The organism is Deinococcus sp. LM3, from assembly GCF_002017875.1.
GTDB lineage: Bacteria > Deinococcota > Deinococci > Deinococcales > Deinococcaceae > Deinococcus.
In genome coordinates, this window is record NZ_MUFV01000001.1 from 686,293 (window position 1) to 702,445 (window position 16,153).

At 70.5% G+C, this 16,153-nt stretch carries 15 protein-coding genes; 5 read left to right on the forward strand and 10 right to left on the reverse strand.

Annotated features, from left to right (window positions below):
- Positions 1–13: 13 nt before the first annotated feature.
- Complete coding sequence (locus BXU09_RS03165; RefSeq protein WP_078300538.1) at positions 14–1,090, reverse strand: TRAP transporter substrate-binding protein; 1,077 nt, start codon at positions 1,088–1,090, stop codon at positions 14–16.
- A gap of 197 nt (positions 1,091–1,287) precedes the next feature.
- On the opposite strand from BXU09_RS03165, the gene BXU09_RS03170 reads away from it, so the two are divergent.
- Positions 1,288–2,460 (forward strand): acetyl-CoA C-acetyltransferase, encoded by a 1,173-nt coding sequence (locus BXU09_RS03170; protein WP_078300539.1) that lies wholly within the window; start codon positions 1,288–1,290, stop codon positions 2,458–2,460.
- A gap of 100 nt (positions 2,461–2,560) precedes the next feature.
- Here the strand turns inward: BXU09_RS03170 and BXU09_RS03175 are convergent, their stop codons facing one another.
- Positions 2,561–3,496: an SMI1/KNR4 family protein gene (locus BXU09_RS03175; RefSeq protein ID WP_078300540.1), complete on the reverse strand. Its 936-nt coding sequence runs from the start codon at positions 3,494–3,496 to the stop codon at positions 2,561–2,563.
- A 193-nt stretch (positions 3,497–3,689) separates the two neighbouring features.
- Between BXU09_RS03175 and BXU09_RS03180 the strand changes: the two genes are divergently transcribed.
- From BXU09_RS03180 to BXU09_RS03190, 3 genes are all read left to right on the forward strand, one after another.
- The gene (locus BXU09_RS03180) at positions 3,690–5,117 is read left to right on the forward strand and encodes a serine hydrolase (protein WP_168174550.1); all 1,428 of its coding nucleotides are present in this window, start codon (positions 3,690–3,692) and stop codon (positions 5,115–5,117) included.
- Positions 5,114–5,818, forward strand: coding sequence for an ankyrin repeat domain-containing protein (locus BXU09_RS03185; protein WP_078300543.1), 705 nt, complete (start codon positions 5,114–5,116; stop codon positions 5,816–5,818). The genes BXU09_RS03180 and BXU09_RS03185 overlap by 4 nt, the downstream gene beginning before the upstream one ends.
- Positions 5,819–5,887: 69 nt before the next feature.
- Entirely contained in the window at positions 5,888–6,400 is a 513-nt protein-coding gene (locus BXU09_RS03190) for a hypothetical protein (protein WP_078300544.1), read from the forward strand.
- A 52-nt stretch (positions 6,401–6,452) separates the two neighbouring features.
- Here BXU09_RS03190 and BXU09_RS03195 read toward each other — a convergent pair whose 3' ends face one another.
- The 5 genes from BXU09_RS03195 to BXU09_RS03215 all read right to left on the reverse strand — a co-directional run bounded on the left by BXU09_RS03195 (position 6,453) and on the right by BXU09_RS03215 (position 10,696).
- A complete protein-coding gene (locus tag BXU09_RS03195; protein ID WP_078300545.1) occupies positions 6,453–6,770 on the reverse strand; it encodes a non-heme iron oxygenase ferredoxin subunit in 318 nt (105 codons plus the stop codon).
- A 33-nt stretch (positions 6,771–6,803) separates the two neighbouring features.
- Complete coding sequence (locus BXU09_RS03200; protein ID WP_078300546.1) at positions 6,804–7,664, reverse strand: hypothetical protein; 861 nt, start codon at positions 7,662–7,664, stop codon at positions 6,804–6,806.
- 52 nt (positions 7,665–7,716) lie between these two features.
- Positions 7,717–8,586, reverse strand: a complete 870-nt coding sequence (locus tag BXU09_RS03205) for a VOC family protein (protein ID WP_078300547.1) — start codon at positions 8,584–8,586, stop codon at positions 7,717–7,719.
- Positions 8,587–8,664: 78 nt separating this feature from the next.
- On the reverse strand, positions 8,665–9,585 hold the full coding sequence (locus BXU09_RS03210; RefSeq protein WP_078300548.1) for a fructosamine kinase family protein: 921 nt from the start codon (positions 9,583–9,585) through the stop codon (positions 8,665–8,667).
- Between the two features lie 115 nt (positions 9,586–9,700).
- Positions 9,701–10,696: a ribose-phosphate pyrophosphokinase gene (locus tag BXU09_RS03215; protein ID WP_078300549.1), complete on the reverse strand. Its 996-nt coding sequence runs from the start codon at positions 10,694–10,696 to the stop codon at positions 9,701–9,703.
- Between the two features lie 231 nt (positions 10,697–10,927).
- Between BXU09_RS03215 and BXU09_RS03220 the strand changes: the two genes are divergently transcribed.
- Positions 10,928–12,388 (forward strand): NAD(P)/FAD-dependent oxidoreductase, encoded by a 1,461-nt coding sequence (locus tag BXU09_RS03220; protein WP_078300550.1) that lies wholly within the window; start codon positions 10,928–10,930, stop codon positions 12,386–12,388.
- Positions 12,389–12,440: 52 nt separating this feature from the next.
- Here the strand turns inward: BXU09_RS03220 and dnaJ are convergent, their stop codons facing one another.
- From dnaJ to tdh, 3 genes are all read right to left on the reverse strand, one after another.
- Entirely contained in the window at positions 12,441–13,565 is a 1,125-nt protein-coding gene (gene dnaJ, locus BXU09_RS03225) for a molecular chaperone DnaJ (RefSeq protein WP_078300551.1), read from the reverse strand.
- Positions 13,566–13,765: 200 nt separating this feature from the next.
- Positions 13,766–14,782 carry a tryptophan--tRNA ligase gene (trpS, locus tag BXU09_RS03230; protein ID WP_078300552.1) on the reverse strand — a complete coding sequence of 339 codons (1,017 nt, stop codon included), beginning with the start codon at positions 14,780–14,782 and terminating at the stop codon, positions 13,766–13,768.
- A 277-nt stretch (positions 14,783–15,059) separates the two neighbouring features.
- Positions 15,060–16,085, reverse strand: a complete 1,026-nt coding sequence (tdh, locus tag BXU09_RS03235) for an L-threonine 3-dehydrogenase (protein ID WP_078304684.1) — start codon at positions 16,083–16,085, stop codon at positions 15,060–15,062.
- Positions 16,086–16,153 lie beyond the last annotated feature (68 nt).

The following is a 16,153-nucleotide window of genomic DNA, read 5'->3' on the forward strand; positions in this document are numbered from 1 at the left end:
ATCCGAGTCCGTATCAGCTCTTGAAGTCCATCATGGCCTTCTCGTTCACCTGATGCCAGTTGCGGACGCTGGCGCGGAACCCGTTCCACTGCGTGTAGACCTTCTTGTACCGGGCGTTCTTGGCGGCGTTCTCGGCGTGAAGCTCCTGGGTGGCCTTGTTCGCGGCGGACAGAATGTCGTTCGAGAAGCGGCGCAACTGGGTGCCGCCACGTTGCAGGCGCACCAGCGCCGCCTGGTTCTTCGCGTCGTACTCGGCCATCATGGTCACGTTCGCCTCGGCGCAGGCGGTCGCCAGAATCTCGCGGTACGCCTTGGGCAGCGCGTTGTACTGCTTCTGGTTCACGATGAAATCCACGTTCGGGCCGGGTTCCCACCAGCCGGGGTAGTAGTAGAACTTCGCGGCCTTGTGCAACCCGAGTTTCTCGTCGTCGTACGGCCCGACCCACTCGGCGGCGTCGATGGCGCCTCGGTCCAGCGCCAGGTAGATCTCGCCGCCGGGGATGACCTGCACGTTCGCGCCCAGTTTCGCCATGACCTGCCCGCCCAGCCCCGGAATGCGGACCTTCTTCCCGCGAAGCTGCGCGGCCGTCTTGACCTCCTGCTTCCACCAGCCGCCCATCTGCGCGCCGGTGTTCCCGGCCGGGAAGTTGATCACGCCGAACTGCCCGTACACCTCGCGCAGCAGCGCCATGCCGCCCCCGTGGTACATCCAGGCGTTCTGCTCGGTCACGCTCAGGCCGAACGGCACGCTGGTCGCGAAGCCCAGGGTGGCGTCCTTCCCCACGAAGTAATACCCGCAGGTGTGACCGCACTCCACGGTGCCCTGCTGCACGGCGTCCAGCACCTGCAGGCCCGGCACGAGTTCCCCGGCCTCGTAGGCGCGGATCTGGAACTTCCCGTCGGTCATGGCGGCCACGCGGTCGGCGACCGTGCTGGCCCCGCCGAAGATGGTGTCCAGGCTCTTGGGGAAGCTCGAGGCGCAGCGCCAGCGCACGTTGCCACTCTGCGCGAAGCTGTGCGGCGAGAAGACGGTGCTGGCGGCCGCGGTGACGGCGGCGCCCTTCAGGAACTTACGGCGGTTGATTCCCATCTGGACCTCCCGATCCGGGCGAGGCCCCGGTGGCCTCTGCACTTCCCCGGCTCGTCCTGTAATTGTGTGGTGCCTGCCAGTATAGCGGCGCGGCGACACGATGCCGTCACACCCTGTGGTCCGCACCAGACCCCCGGTCGCCCCCGTTCCCACCCCGGTGACCGGCGCGGCCCCCTAACGACCGTTATTCTCCGGGCATGAGCAAACTGGTGATCGTGGCGGCGAAGCGCACGCCGATCGGAAGCTTTATGGGCAGCCTCAAGGACGTCTCGGCGGCGGACCTGGGCGTCACGGCGGCGAAGGCCGTGCTGGACGGCGTGAATGGCGCGGACGTGGCCGACGTGATCGTGGGGAACGTCCTTCAGGCCGGAAACGGTATGAACGTGGGCCGTCAGATCGGCATCGGCGCGGGCCTCCCGCAGGACGTGCCGGGCCTGACCGTGAACCGCGTGTGCGGCAGCGGCCTTCAGGCCGTCATCAGCGCCGCGCAGGGCATCCGCGCCGGGGACGGGCAGCTGTACCTCGCGGGCGGCACCGAGAGCATGAGCGGCGCCCCGTACCTGCTGCCCCGCGCCCGCGAAGGGTACCGGCTGGGGCACGCGCAGGCGCTGGACAGCATCCTCTCGGAAGGCCTGACCGACGTGTTCGGCAACTACCACATGGGTATCACCGCCGAGAACATCGCAGAGGCGTGGCACCTGACCCGCGAGGAACAGGACGCCTTCGCGCTGGAAAGCCAGACCCGCGCCGCCGCCGCGCTGGAAGGAAACTTCTTCGCGGAGGAACTCGTCAGCGTGGAAGTCCCCGGCCGCAAGGGCCCCACCACCTTCAGCGCCGACGAATACCCCCGCGCCACCACCGCCGAGGCCCTGGCCAAACTGCGCCCCGCGTTCAGGAAGGACGGGACCGTCACCGCCGGGAACGCCAGCGGCATCAACGACGGCGCCGCCATGCTGCTGGTCGCCAGCGAGGAGTACGCGCAGACGCACGGCCTGCCCATCCTGGCCGAGATCGCCAGTTACGCCGCCATCGGCGTGGACCCCGCCATCATGGGCATCGGCCCCGCCAAAGCCGTTCCCGTCGCCCTGAACCGCGCCGGAATGAGCGTCGCCGACGTGGACCTGTTCGAACTGAACGAGGCGTTCGCCGCGCAGTCCCTCGCCGTCGTGCGCGACCTGAACGCCGACCCCGCCCGCGTGAACGTCACAGGCGGCGCCGTCGCCCTCGGGCACCCCATCGGGGCCAGCGGGGCGCGCGTGCTCGTCACGCTGATCCACCAGCTGCGCCGCCTCGGCAAGGAAACCGGCGTCGCCAGCCTCTGCATCGGCGGCGGCATGGGCATCGCCGTCGTGGTGCGCGCGCGGGCGTAACGCTGCGCCACCTGACGAATTTTCTGCCGGGACACGCCTCCAGAAGTGGGGGCGTGTCTTTCACATACCGCTCAGCCTCCCTGCGCAGGCCACACGTCCATCAACGGTCTGCCCACGCCAGGACCAGCCAACCGTCCGGTTCCGTCTCGACGCTGATCCGGGCCTGCACGAAACGACCCTGTGCATTCTGCGGGCGTTCCACCCTGAAGCCACAGCGTTGCAGCGCCTCGGCCAGATAGTGGGCGCTCAATGTGACGGGGTAGTCGCGCGCCAGATTCACCAGCGCCTCGCCGGTGTTCGGGGCATCCAGGTCGGTGATGGCGTTCAGCAGATTGAACGAGATGGAGCTATTCGAGGCATGCTCCCGCACGGCGTCAGTCAGGGCTGGCAATGCCCAGTGACACTTCCGCCGAACCAAAAGGCGACTGGTGAACACTGCCAGGCCATCATCACGGAGGAGGGGCAGCAGCTCCTGCTCACGGCCCAGGGGGCACAGGGTCAGGAGGAACGCTCCGTGATATTCCCTGAGCGGCGCGTCCAGGGCAGGATCGTACGCGGCGAGATGCGCGTCGAACACTCGCTCTTCACGCTCGCCAATCAAAGAATCCCCGGTGTACTCCCTCTTGAGCTCAAAACCGTTACGGTTGTATGCCGACACCAGTGCCGCATACAGCCCAGCCATGTCCCGGTAGTGTGGTGCGATAAAATAGGGCTCCTCATGGTTCGTCCAGCCGATCATTCCGCGCTCGGCCCCATGCAGGAAGAACACGAAAAAGTTACTGCCGTCGTCTGACCAGAGCGGCATGAACAATCCCCTAAGAGCTGGAGCCTCCTCAAGCAGGAACTCGTCCATCTCGTCCAGTGTGCTCATTAATTCAGCGAGGCTCTGCAACCTCTCGACAAGAACAGGGTCCATACTCTCCTGCTCCCCATCGTGGTCGAGGTACAGCGACCTGATTTCATCTGGAAGGGAGAAGCCGAATCTATCCTCGACAACCTGAATCTGCGTCAAAGTGACAGCCGGAAAGAAGGTCACGCCAGCCTCGTTCAGGAGTCGAATTGGGGAGTGCATGCGGCATCCTGGCATGAACAGCGGAATCGAGAGGCTGCGGGTGTGGACGGGCGCAGGGCAACGATGAGCAGGCCACCGTGTCACCAGTGCGGAAGTTCACCGGTCGGTGCGCCACCTGGCGGATGCCGCCGCCGTGGCATCTCCCATAGCGTGGGGCGTGCCTCTTTCACTTGATCAGATTTCGCCGGAGTCTCAGGGTCTGCCGTCCGGGGCGGTGCTGGCGTGGCTGGACGCCCTGGCGGCGGACGGGCTGGAGCTGCACGGGTTCACGTTGCGGCGCTCGGGTCGGGTGGTGGCCGGGGGGCACTGGTTCCCGTACGGGCCGGAGCGGGTGCATCACGTGTACTCGCTGAGCAAGGCGTTCGCTGCGGTGGGCGTGGGGCTGCTGGTACAGGAGGGTCGCCTGAGCGTGGAGGACCGGGTGGTGGACCTCTTTCCGGACGCGCTGCCGCCGGTGGTGGGTGAGCACCTGCGGGCCATGCGGGTCGAGGACCTGCTGACCATGCGCACCGGACACGCGGCGGACGTGACGGACGTCCTGTACGCGGCGGGTGAGGAGCACTGGGTGCGGGCCGTTCTGGCGCAACCGGTCGAGTTCACGCCGGGCACGCACTTCGTGTACAACAGCGGCGCGTCGTTCCTGCTGTCGGCGCTGGTGCAGCGCGTGACCGGGGAGACGCTGCTGGAGTTCCTGACGCCGCGCCTGCTGGAGCCGCTGGGGTTCCGGGGGGCGCGCTGGGTGAGCAACGCGGGGGGCGTGAACCTGGGCGGGTGGGGCCTGCACCTGCGGACCGGGGACGCGGCGAGGTTCGGGCAGCTGTTGCTGAACCGGGGAAAGTGGCAGGGGCGGACGCTGCTGGCTCCGGCGTGGGTGGACGCGATGAGTGGCGCGCACGTCCCGCCCGGCACGAACCCCGGCGACGAACGCAGTGACTGGGCGCAGGGGTACGGGTACCAGCTGTGGCGCTGCCGTCACGGCGCGTACCGGGCGGACGGCGCATTCGGGCAGTTCTGCGTGGTCCTGCCGGGGCAGGACATGGTGCTGGCCGTCACGGCGGGCGTGAGGGACATGGGGCGGGTGCTGGATCACACCTGGACGCACCTGCTGGGGAACGCGCAGGAGTCTCCCCTGCCGCCCGGTGCGGACACGGAGGCGCTGCGGGTGCGTTGTGAAACCCTCACGCTGGACGTGCCGGAGCTCCTCGATCCGCCCCCGTTGCGGGACACGCAGGCGCATTTCACGTTCGACCCGAACGACGACGGCTGGGAGGCCGCGACCCTGACCGTCACGGGTGAACGCGGCACACTCGCCCTTGACGGGCCGACCCCGAACACGGTCCGCTTCACGCTGAACACCTGGGAGGAGCAGACGCTGGACACCTGGGGCACCACCGTCGCCCTGACCGTCCGGGCGGGCTGGCAGGCCGACGGGACGCTGGCCCTGACGCTGCTGCTGATCGAGGACGGCGCCCGCTGGGAGGTGCGCTGGCCCGCGCCGGACGCACCCCTGAGCGTGGGGTTGTGCGCCCCGCACTACGGCGAGGGCCACACGCTGAGTGCCCGACCCTCTACCCTGGGCGCATGACTGACGGTGTAGACACGGTGGGGGACCGCGAGGCGGCGTTCTTCCTGGCGATCAAGACGCGGGACGAGGCGCTGCTGCGCGCTCTGGTGGACGGGGACGCGGGGCTGCTGAACCTGCCCAGCCCGATGGGCGTGAGTCCGGTGCTGTTCGCGGTGTACTACGGCCGCCCGGACATGGCGCGCGTACTGGTCGAGCTGGGCGCGCCGCTGAACGTGTTCGAGGCGGCGGCCCTGGGGGAAGAGGCGGCCCTGACGCGGGCGCTGGACGCCGACCCGGCGCTGGTGAATGGCGTGAGCGGGGACGGGTTCAGTCCGCTGGGCCTCGCGGCGTTCTTCGGGCAGGCGGGCGCGGCCGAGGCACTGCTGTCGCGCGGCGCAAACGTCAACGCGGTCAGCCGCAACGCGATGGGGGTGACGCCGCTGCATTCGGCGGTGGCGGGCGGTCACGCGGGGCTGGCGCGGGCGCTGGTGATGGCAGGCGCGGACGTGAATGCGGCGCAGGCGGGCGGGTTCACGCCATTGATGGCGGCGGCGCAGAACGGCGACGCGGGGCTGGTGCTGTTCCTGCGGGGCCGGGGAGCGCGGGTGGACGCCGTGACTGATGCGGGTCAGGGCGCCGCCGATCTGGCACGCGAGGAGGGGCATGCGGGGCTGGCGGAGGCGCTGGAACGCCCGCTGGACGCGGGGGCGCCGCTTCTCTGAAGGTTCGTGTCGCTCTGCCTCAAGAAAGCCGGAATGCGCGGGCGGTCGGGGCGGCGCAGACTGACGGGTATGGACAGCGAACGCAACGGCAATCCGCCCCGGACGGGCGAGCACGGCGCGCAGACCGGCTTCGACACGCCGGACCGCAAGGACGACCATCAGGAGGCGTATACGACGACACCCGGCGGTGACCGCGTGGGCAGCGCCGATCAGGGCAAGTACGAGCCGGTCGAGGTGGACAGTGCCCGTAAAGTGACGGGGCAGTTCGATCATCTCGCCACGCGCGACGTGACGGCGATGGAGCACACGCCGCAGGACGCCGAGTTCGCCGGGGCGCAGACGGTGGCGGGCCTGGGCGGCGAGCATCTGGACGCGATCGTGCCGTCGGCGGGCGTGGGCATCACGGCGTCCACGCTGACGGCCCTGGAGTCGCGTCAGGCGGCCGTGGACCCCAATCCTGGCTACACGCCGCCCAGCGAGCAGGGACCGCCGCATGTCAGTCAGCGTCCGGGCGACCTGCCGGAAGGCGAGCCGAGCGAACTGGAGCATCAGGTGCGCGGCGACGGCGACCGGGGATTCTGAAAGAAAAACGGGGGCGGGGCGCGGTGACGGCGTACCGCCTTCTGGTACGTGGTTACAGCTCGGAGAGGTACAGCAGGCCGTCCTCGATCTCGGTGCGGTAGAGCTTGACCGGCTTCACGGCAGGCAGGGTTCTGGCCTTGCCGGTCGCGAGTTCGAATTTCGCGCCGTGCTTCTCGCAGGTGATGCGGCCCATGCTGACGTCGCCGCCCAGCAGCGGGTAGTCCTTGTGGGTGCAGTTGTTCCGCAGGGCGTAGTAGGTGCCCTCGAAGTTCACGACGAGGACGCTGACGCCGTTCAGGTCGACGGTACTCTGGTGGCCTTCGGGCATCTCGGTGATGGGTCCGGCCAGGACGCGCTGGGAGTCGCTCATGACTGCCGAGTGTAGCGTCCGGCGCGCCGGCGTTCAGGCACCGCAGCCGCTATCGAGGGGGGTGGCGCGCAGGCCGGCGGGTGTCCACTCGCTGACGGTGAAGCCGGCGCCCTCGTAGTAGGCGTCGTGCAGCACGAGTTCCATGCGGCCGTCGCCGTTCAGGTCGGCCACGCCGGCCAGCCGGTACTGGGTGGCCATGGGCATGGGGTCGCTGCTCTCGGGGTTCCAGGGGGTGCGGGGGGCGACGTGGGAGGCCAGGACGGTGGTGACGGCGCGTCCGGCCGCTACGTGCCGCAGCAGCAGCAGGCTGTAGTCGCCGGGCTGGCCGGTGGGGGGCGGGAAGTCGCCGCTGGATTCGCGGAAGCGGCGGGCCTCGATGATGACCTCCTGCGTGCCGTTGCCGTCGAGGTCGGTGCGGGTCAGGCGGGTCAGGGTGACCTGCGGGGACCGGACGCCCCGGCGGATCAGTTCGTCCCGCACGATCCGTTCGTACGTGGCGTTGCGGGTGGGCAGTTCCGTGACGGGGCGGGGCTGGGCGTTCAGGGTGGCGGGCGCCAGGACGGCCAGTCCGCGCGGCAGGGACGGCACGGGCACCTCGAAGGTTTCCTCGCAGGGGGCGCCCAGGGACGCGGCGGGCCCTCCGGCGCGCAGCGGGGTGGGGGCCGCGCCGGGCGCGAGGCGGCGGTACTGTTCGTTGCCGCGCAGGCGGGCGCGGGTCTGCGTGGCGTTCAGCCAGCGGCCCCCCTCCCAGCCGCCCAGCAGGTACGCGGTGGGCGTATCGGAGCTGGGGGCGCCGGGCATGACAGCCAGGACCGGGTGCAGTCCGGCGGGCGCGGCGGCCTGCGCCGTGACGAGTGCCAGGGCCAGCGGGAGGGACCGGAGGAAGGGGCGCATGATCCAGCGTACCCTCTTCCGTCCGGGGCAAGGTTCAGTCCGGGGGGGCGGTTCAGCCCGGCGTCACGATTACGCGGTTGCCCCAGGGGTCGGTGAGGGTCAGGGCGTCCGGGGCGGTCTGCACGTCCGGGCGGCCATGCAGGTGGGCGCGCAGGGCGTTCAGGTCCGGGGTCTGCACGGTCAGGGCGCGCAGGCCGGCGGCGGGCGCGGCGGGGGTGGGCTGCCCGGCGCTGTGCCATTCGTTCAGGCCGATGTGGTGGTGGTAGCCGCCCCAGGACAGGAAGGCGGCGCTGCCCAGGTCCGCCACCACGTCCAGGCCCAGGGTCTCCGCGTACCAGCGGGCGGCCTGCGCGGCGCTGCCGACTTTCAGGTGCACGTGCCCGACGGTGGTTCCGGCGGGGGCGCTGAAGGGTGCGGCGCCGTCCAGGGTGGCGGGGTCAATCCCGGCCGCCTGGAGGACCCCGGCGGCGTCCACGGCGTTCGTGCCCATCTGCACCTGTCCGTCCCGCCACGTCCAGGTGTCGCGGGGACGGTCGGCGTAGACCTCGGTGCCGTTGCCTTCGGGGTCGCTCAGGTAGAAGGCCTCGCTGACGAGGTGGTCGCCGCTGCCGATGCGGTGGCCCAGCCGCGCGGCGTGTGCCAGCCAGCGGCCCAGGTCGGCGCGCGTGGGAAGCAGGAAGGCGGTGTGGTACAGGCCGGGGCGGCTGACCGGCGCGCGGGGCAGGTCCGGCGCGGCGTGCAGGTGCAGCAGCGGTGTGCCGTGGGCGGCCAGGACCGCCTGGGTGGAGTCAGGCCAGAGGACGTCCAGGCCCAGCAGGTCGGCGTAGAAGTGCGTGAGGCCCGGCAGGTCGCGGACGTTCAGGTGCACGGCGCCGACGTGGGTGCTGGCGGGCAGGACGGGCAGGGTGGGGGCGGCAGTCATGCCTGTAGTGTGCGCTCGGTGGTTTATAAAATCAACCGGTTTATTTATCACCAGGGGGCGTCTGCCCTCCCCCGGCGGTCAGCCGCTCCAGCGTTCGGGGAGGCGCAGCGACGCCTCCAGCGCCTCCCGCAGCCGCGACAGGTACCCCGCCCCGAACATGTTCACGTGCGCCAGCAGCGGGTACAGGTTCCACAGCGCCACGCGGTCCTCCCAGCCCTCGGCAGGTGGTAGCGCCCCGGCATAGGCGGCGAACACCTGTCCGGGCACCCCGCCGAACAGTTGCATGGCGGCCAGATCCACCTCCCGGTGATTGAACGCCACGGCCGGATCGATCAGCGCCGGGCCGCGCGCCGTGAACAGCAGGTTCCCGTGCCACAGATCCCCGTGCACCAGCGCCGGGGGCTCCGGCGGAATCAGGCGCGGCAACCGCCCGCGCAGCTCGGCGAACCGTGCCCGGTCGGCCGCCCCCAGCGCCGCCCCGGCCCGCTCCAGCTGCGGCAGCAGGCGACTGCACCAGAAGAACTCGGCCGCCGACCCGGCCGGCCGGTTGCGCTGCGGGAGTGACCCGAACAGGTTGTCCGGCGTGCCCCCGAACCCCGGCGCGGGCCGCGCATGCAGCGCCGCCAGCCCCCGCCCCAGCGCCGCGTGCAGGGCCGGTGTGTCGTCGGCGGGCGTCAGGTACGACAGCAGCAGGTACTGCCAGCCGCCCGGCCCGTCCCCGAACGCGATCACGTCCGGCACGGCCAGCGGTCCCGCCGCGCGCAGCAGCGCCAGCCCCCCGGCTTCCGGCGCGTACAGGGGCAGGTGTTGCGAGCCGGCAGGAGTCGGCCCGACGGGCCGCGCGGCCTTCAGCACGAAGTCGCCGCGCGTGGTCCGCAGGCGGTACGCGGCGCTGATGTCCCCGCCGTGCAGGCGCACGCCACCCTGCACCGCCGCGCCCAGGTGCATCTCGATCAGGGGGGTCAGGGGCCGCAGGGCGTCCGGCAGCACGGTGTTCATGGCTCAGCATGCACCGCCGGCCGCTGGCAGCGGTGCAGCGGACCGTCACCGTCCCTTACGACAGCGGGCGGCAGGCGGCCGGGATCACCCGCCGCCCACCGTCCGCGCCGCCCGTTTACGTAAACAGCGTGCTGACGCTCGCGCCGGTGTGGATGTTCGTGATGGCGTCCGCGAACAGCGGGGCCACGTCCAGCACGGCCAGCTTGCCGCCCGCCGCTTCCTGCTTGTCCTGGCTGACGTGCACGGTGTTCGTGCTGGCGACCTGCGTGACATCCAGGCCCGCGATGCGCTGGATGGCGGGGCCGGTGTACACGCCGTGCGTGACGGCCACGTACACGTCCTTGGCGCCCATGCTGCGGGCGATGTTCACGGTCTCGACCAGCGACCCGGCGGTGCTGATCTCGTCGTCGACGATGAACACGGTCTTGCCGTCCACGTCGCCGATCAGGGCGCGGGGGCGGACCTCGGTGTCCGAGATGCGTTCCTTGTCGATCATGGCCAGCCCACTGTCGAGGCGGCGGGCGATCTGAGAGGCGCGCTTGATGCTCCCGGCGTCGGGCGCGAGGACCACGCCGTTGTGCGCGTCGGGCACGCAGCTCTTGAAGTGCTGGCTGAGGACCAGATCGGCGGACAGGTGATCGACCGGCACCTTGAAGAAGCCGTGCACCTGCGGGGCGTGCAGGGTCATGGTCAGGATGCGGTCCGCGCCCGCCTCCTGAAGCAGGTCCGCGACCAGGCGACCCGCGATGGAGATGCGGGGGCTGTCTTTCTTGTCGCTGCGCGCGTACGAGTAGTACGGGATGACGGCCGTGACGCGCCCGGCGCTGGCGCTCTTGGCGGCGTCGATCATCAGCATCAGTTCCATGATGGCGTCGCTGACGGGGGTGCTGAAGGTCTGCACGATGAACACGTCACCTTCCCGCAGGGACTCCTCGTAGTGCACGATGAGGTTGTCGTTCGTGAACTTCTCGGTCTTGCTGCGCCCCAGCGGAACCCCCAGGTGATCGCAGATGGACTGGGCCAGGGCGCGGTTGCTCTGACCGGCGAACACCAGCAGGGGGGAACGACGACTGTTCAGCAGTTCGGACGGGGCGCGGTGTGAAACGGGCAAGGGGTGATCCTCCGGAAGGAAAGGGGGGCGGTGGGGCGGCACGCAACGCGGTTCCCGTGAACGCCACTGGAAGCAGAGCCTCCCGGCATGGAACCGACCGCCAAGCAGCATACCCGTCTGCCCCCACAGGTGTCATGGAACGGGGGCGTGCCCGCGCCGGGAACACCGCCCCGCGCCCACATGAACGTCTGCTCAACGGGGACGGGGGGCGACGGGCGGTACGCTGCCCGAATGACCGCTCCCCCCGCAGGACCGCCCCCCGCGCTGGACGCCGTGATCGTCGGGGCCGGACCGAACGGCCTGTCGGCGGCCGTGACCCTGGCCCGCGCGGGCCTGCGCGTGCAGGTGATCGAGGCGCGCGCGCAGGTGGGGGGCGGCCTGAGCAGCGCGCCCATGACCCTGCCCGGCTTCGTGCATGACTTCGGGTCCGCGATTCACCCGCTGGCCGCCGCGAGCCCCGCGTTCCGGCAGTGGCCGCTGCACGCCTTCGGGCTGGACTGGATTCACCCGGACGCGCCCGTGGCGCACCCACTGCCCGGCGGGCGCAGCGTGACGCTGGAACGCGACCTGCACGCCACCGCCGACGCCCTGGGCCGCGACGGCCCGGCCTGGGTGCGCCTGATGGCCCCGCTGCTAGCCGACTGGGAGGGCCTGCTGGACGACATCCTGCGCCCGCTGCCCCGCGTGCCGCGCCACCCGCTGACCCTGGCGCGCTTCGGCGTGCGGGGCCTGCCGCCCGCCGCGCTGCTGGGAGACACCCTGTTCCGCACGCCCGAGGCCCGCGCCCTGTGGGCCGGACTGGCCGCGCACAGCACCCTGCCGCTGAGCACGCCCGGCACGTCCGCCATGACGCTGGTGCTGGCGCTGCTGGGCCACGCGGTCGGCTGGCCGTTCCCGCGCGGCGGCGCGCAGGCGCTGGCCGACGCCCTGCGCGCCTACCTGGAGTACCTGGGCGGCACGGTCGTGACCGGCGTGACCGTCACGGACGCCCGCGACCTGCCACCCGCCCGCGTGACCCTGGTGGACAGCAGTCCCGCCGTGCTGCTGGGCATCCTGGGCGACCGCGCCCCCGCCCGCTACCGCGACGCGCTGGAAGGCTACCGCTACGGCCCGGGCATTCAGAAGTTCGATTACGCCCTGTCCGGCCCCATGCCCTGGCAGGACCCGCGCGTGGCCCGCGCCGCGACCGTCCACATCGGCGGGTACGCGCCGGATATCGCCGCCGCCGAGGCCGCCGCGCAGACCCGCCTGCACCCGCGCCCGTACGTGCTGGCCGCGCAGCACACCCTGTTCGACCCCAGCCGCGCCCCCGCCGGGGGGCACACCTTCTGGGCGTACGCGCACGTCCCAAACGGCAGCAACCACGACGCCCAGGCACAGATCGAGGGTCAGATCGACCGGTTTGCGCCCGGCTGGCGCGACCTTATCCTGGCCCGCACCCGCACGACCGCCACGCAACTCCAGGCCTTCAGCCCGGTCTTTCATGGCGGCGACGTGAACGGCGGGCGCGGCGACCTGCCCGGCCTGCTGGCCCGCCCGGTCCTCACGCCCACCCCGTACCGCACGCCGGTGCGCGGCGTGTACCTGTGCTCCAGCGCCACGCCGCCCGGCGGCGGCATTCACGGCATGGCCGGCCACCACGCGGCGCTGGCCGCCCTACAGGATGAATTCAGGTTGAAAGTCGAAAGTTGATGGTTGACGGGGTCTGACTCCATCAACCATCAACTTTCAACCATCTACTCCCCTACTCGCCCCGGAAGATCTTCCCGACCTTGCCGAGCAGCCCCTCGTGCCGCTCGTTCACCTCGTCCCCGACGGCGCGGGCGTAGGCGTGCAGGGCCTCGCGCGCCTCGGGGGTCAACTGACCGGGTTTCGGCACGATGACGTCGTACTCGACGATCAGGTCGCCGCTGCCGGATCCCTGGAGGCGCGGCATGCCCTGGCCGCGCAGGCGGTGCAGTTCGCCGTGTTGCGTGCCGGCCTTCACCTCGACCACCTGCGGGCCGTCCAGGGTGGGGACCGTGACCTGCCCGCCCAGCGCGGCCTTCGCGAACCCGATTTTTGCCGCATAGATCAGGTGCTCCTGCTCGCGGCGCAACTCCGGGTGTTTTTCCATCTCGATGTGCACGTACAGGTCGCCGTTCCCGCCCGGACCCTCGTTGCCCATGCCGCTCACGCGGATGCGGTAGCCCTCGTCGATCCCCCTGGGGAGTTTCACGCTGACCTTCTCGGACTTCAGGGTGCGGCCCCGGCCCTTGCAGACCGTGCAGGGGTCCTGAACGATCTGACCCTCGCCCCGGCAGGTGGGGCACGCCTGCTGCGTCTCGACCACGCCGAAGATCGTGCGCGCCTGCGCCCGCACCGCGCCCGCGCCGCCACAGGTCGAGCAGGTCTTCGGGGGCTTCCCGCCCGGCTCGGTTTTCGTACCGTGGCAGTGATCGCAGGCCGTCAGGCGGTCCACGCTGACCTGAATCTCCTCGCCCGCGCGGGCCTGGGCCAGCGTCACGTGCGCCTCGGTTTCCAGGTCGTCGCCGCGTGCCGGGCCACGGCGGCCACCCCGGCCGCCCACCGCGCCCCCGAACAGCTGCTCGAAGATGTCCATCGGGTCGAAGCCCGCGCCGCCCATCCCGCCGAACGGATCGCCGCCCGGCATCCCGGCGCCCGGCGCGCTGCCGTACCGGTCGAAGTGCGCGCGTTTCTCGGCGTCACTGAGGATCGCGTACGCCTCGTTGATCTGCGTGAACTTCTCGGCCGCGCCCTCTTCCTTGTTGCGGTCCGGGTGGTACTTCAGCGCCAGTTTGCGGTAAGCGGATTTGATTTCATCGGCACTCGCCGTACGGGCCACGCCCAGCAGTTCGTAGTAGTCCATGAGTCGTTTATCGCCTCGGCGCCTTCCAGACTCCCACAGGCAGCGTCAAGCCGCCAGGGCCGGTGCCGGGCCTCCAGCCAGCAGGTTAACACGACCACACTCAGGAAAAGTAGGCACGGGAGCACACGGGGGGGGGCGTAGGCAGCGGGGAGTGGGTGGGGGGTCCACTCCCCGCTCCCTCCCTGCTACAGCCGGGCCGCCTACTCCCCCAGTTGCAGCGCCGCCCGCACCTGCCCCAGCGTGTGCGCGGCGACCTCGCGGCCCCGCCCGGTGCCGTCGCGCAGGAGGTCCATGACGGCCTGCGGGTCCTGCGCGCACGCGGCGCGGCGTTCACGGATGGGGGTCAGTTCGGCCTCCAGTACGTCCAGCAGGTGCCGTTTGACGGTCACGTCGCCCAGGCCCCCGGCGCGGTAGTGGTCCTTCATGGCCTGCACGCGGGCCGCATCCGGGTCGAAGGCGTCCAGGTACGCGAAGACGGGATTGCCCTCGACCTGTCCGGGGTCGTCGGCGTGCAGGTGGGCCGGGTCCGTGAACATGCCCATCACCCGGCGGCGCAGTTCGTCCGGCGGGTCGCTCAGGTACGCGGCGTTCCCGAGGCTCTTGCCCATCTTCGCCTGCCCGTCCAGGCCCGGCAGGCGCGGCGACGCGGACAGGAGCGCCTGCGGTTCCACCAGCACGGGCGTCCCGTCAGTGGCTGGCCCGTACAGCCCGTTGAAGCGCCGCACCACCTCGCGCGTCAGTTCCAGCATGGGCAGCTGGTCCTCTCCGACCGGCACGACCTGCGCGCCGAACGCCACGATGTCCGCCACCTGCGCCGCCGGGTAGATGAAAAACCCTGCCGGAACCGAATCGCCGAAACCCTTCTGCGCGATCTCGGTCTTCACGGTCGGGTTCTGCCGCAGCTTCGACACGGTCACCAGATTCAGCAGGTACACGGTCAGCTCGGTCAGTTCCGGCACGCCCGACTGCCGCACGAACGTCACCCGCGCCGGGTCCAGGCCCGCGCCCAGGTAATCCAGCATCACTTCCGGAATGTTGCGGCGCAGCACCTCCGGCCTGTCGAAGTGATCGGTCAGGCCCTGCACGTCCGCGACCAGCACGAACACCTCATGCGAGTCCTGCAACGCCACCCGCGACCGCAGTGATCCCGCCAGATGCCCCAGGTGCAACCGTCCCGTCGGGCGGTCCCCGGTCAGCACACGCGGCCGCCCCTCCATCCTCTGCCCCATTCCAGTTCCTGTACTCGACATGATCCACTCCTCCACCAGAGACACAAAAAAGCCGCGCCCGGACACTGAATCCGGGCGCGGCGCGACGATGAACGTCAACAGGCAAGGGCACCCGGATCACCGGGCCACCACACCTGCACAAGAACGCTCATGCGAGGCAGCATGCCGCAGGGACGCGAAGTTGGGCATCCGCCAGATGGCGAGGGGGAAGCGGTGCGCGGCGAATCGCTCTCGCCCGCGCCCCGCCTCCTGCGTACCGCGTCCCTCACTCCCAGTTCAGGATGACCTTGCCGCTCTGGCCGCCGAGCATGGCGTCGAAGCCTTTCTGGTACTCGCTGATGGGGTAGTGGTGCGTGATGATGGGGGTCAGGTCCAGGCCGGACTGGATCAGGGCGGCCATCTTGTACCAGGTTTCGAACATCTCGCGGCCGTAGATGCCCTTGATGGTCAGCATCTTGAAGATGACGGCGTTCCAGTCGATGTCCACGCGGCCGCTGGGGATGCCGAGCAGGGCGACCTTGCCGCCGTTGTTCATGACGTCCACCATCTGTGCGAAGGCGGGGCCCGATCCGCTCATTTCCAGGCCGACGTCGAAGCCCTCGGTCATGCCGAGTTCCTGCATGACGGCGCGCAGGTCCTCGTGGGCGACGTTCACGGCGCGGGTGACGCCCATGCGGCGCGCGAGGTCCAGGCGGTAGTCGTTGATGTCGGTGATCACGACGTTGCGCGCGCCGACGTGCCGGGCGACGGCGGCGGCCATCACGCCGATGGGGCCAGCGCCGGTGATCAGGACGTCCTCGCCGACCAGATCGAAGCTCAGGGCGGTGTGGACGGCGTTCCCGAAGGGGTCGAAGATGGCGGCGATGTCGTCGGGAATGTCGTCCGGGAGTTTGAAGGCGTTGAAGGCGGGCAGCACGAGGTACTCGGCGAAGGAGCCGGGGCGGTTCACGCCGACGCCCAGGGTGTTGCGGCACAGGTGGCGGCGGCCGGCGCGGCAGTTACGGCAGTGCCCGCAGGTGACGTGGCCCTCGCCGCTGACGCGGTCCCCGATCTGGAAGCCGCGCACCTCGCTTCCCATCCCGGCGACCGTGCCCACGTACTCGTGCCCGACGATCATGGGCACGGGGATGGTGTTCTGCGCCCAGGTGTCCCACTTGTAGATGTGCACGTCGGTGCCGCAGATGCTGCCCTTGCGGACCCGGATGAGCAGGTCGTTCGGGCCGGGCGTGGGGACCGGCGCCTCGGTCATCCAGATGCCCTCCTGGGCGTGTTGTTTGCTCAGGGCGCGCATGGTGGCGGGGGCGTCGGTCGGGGTGGAGGTCACGGGCGCAGTTCTACCCCCCCGCGCGGGGCGGACGC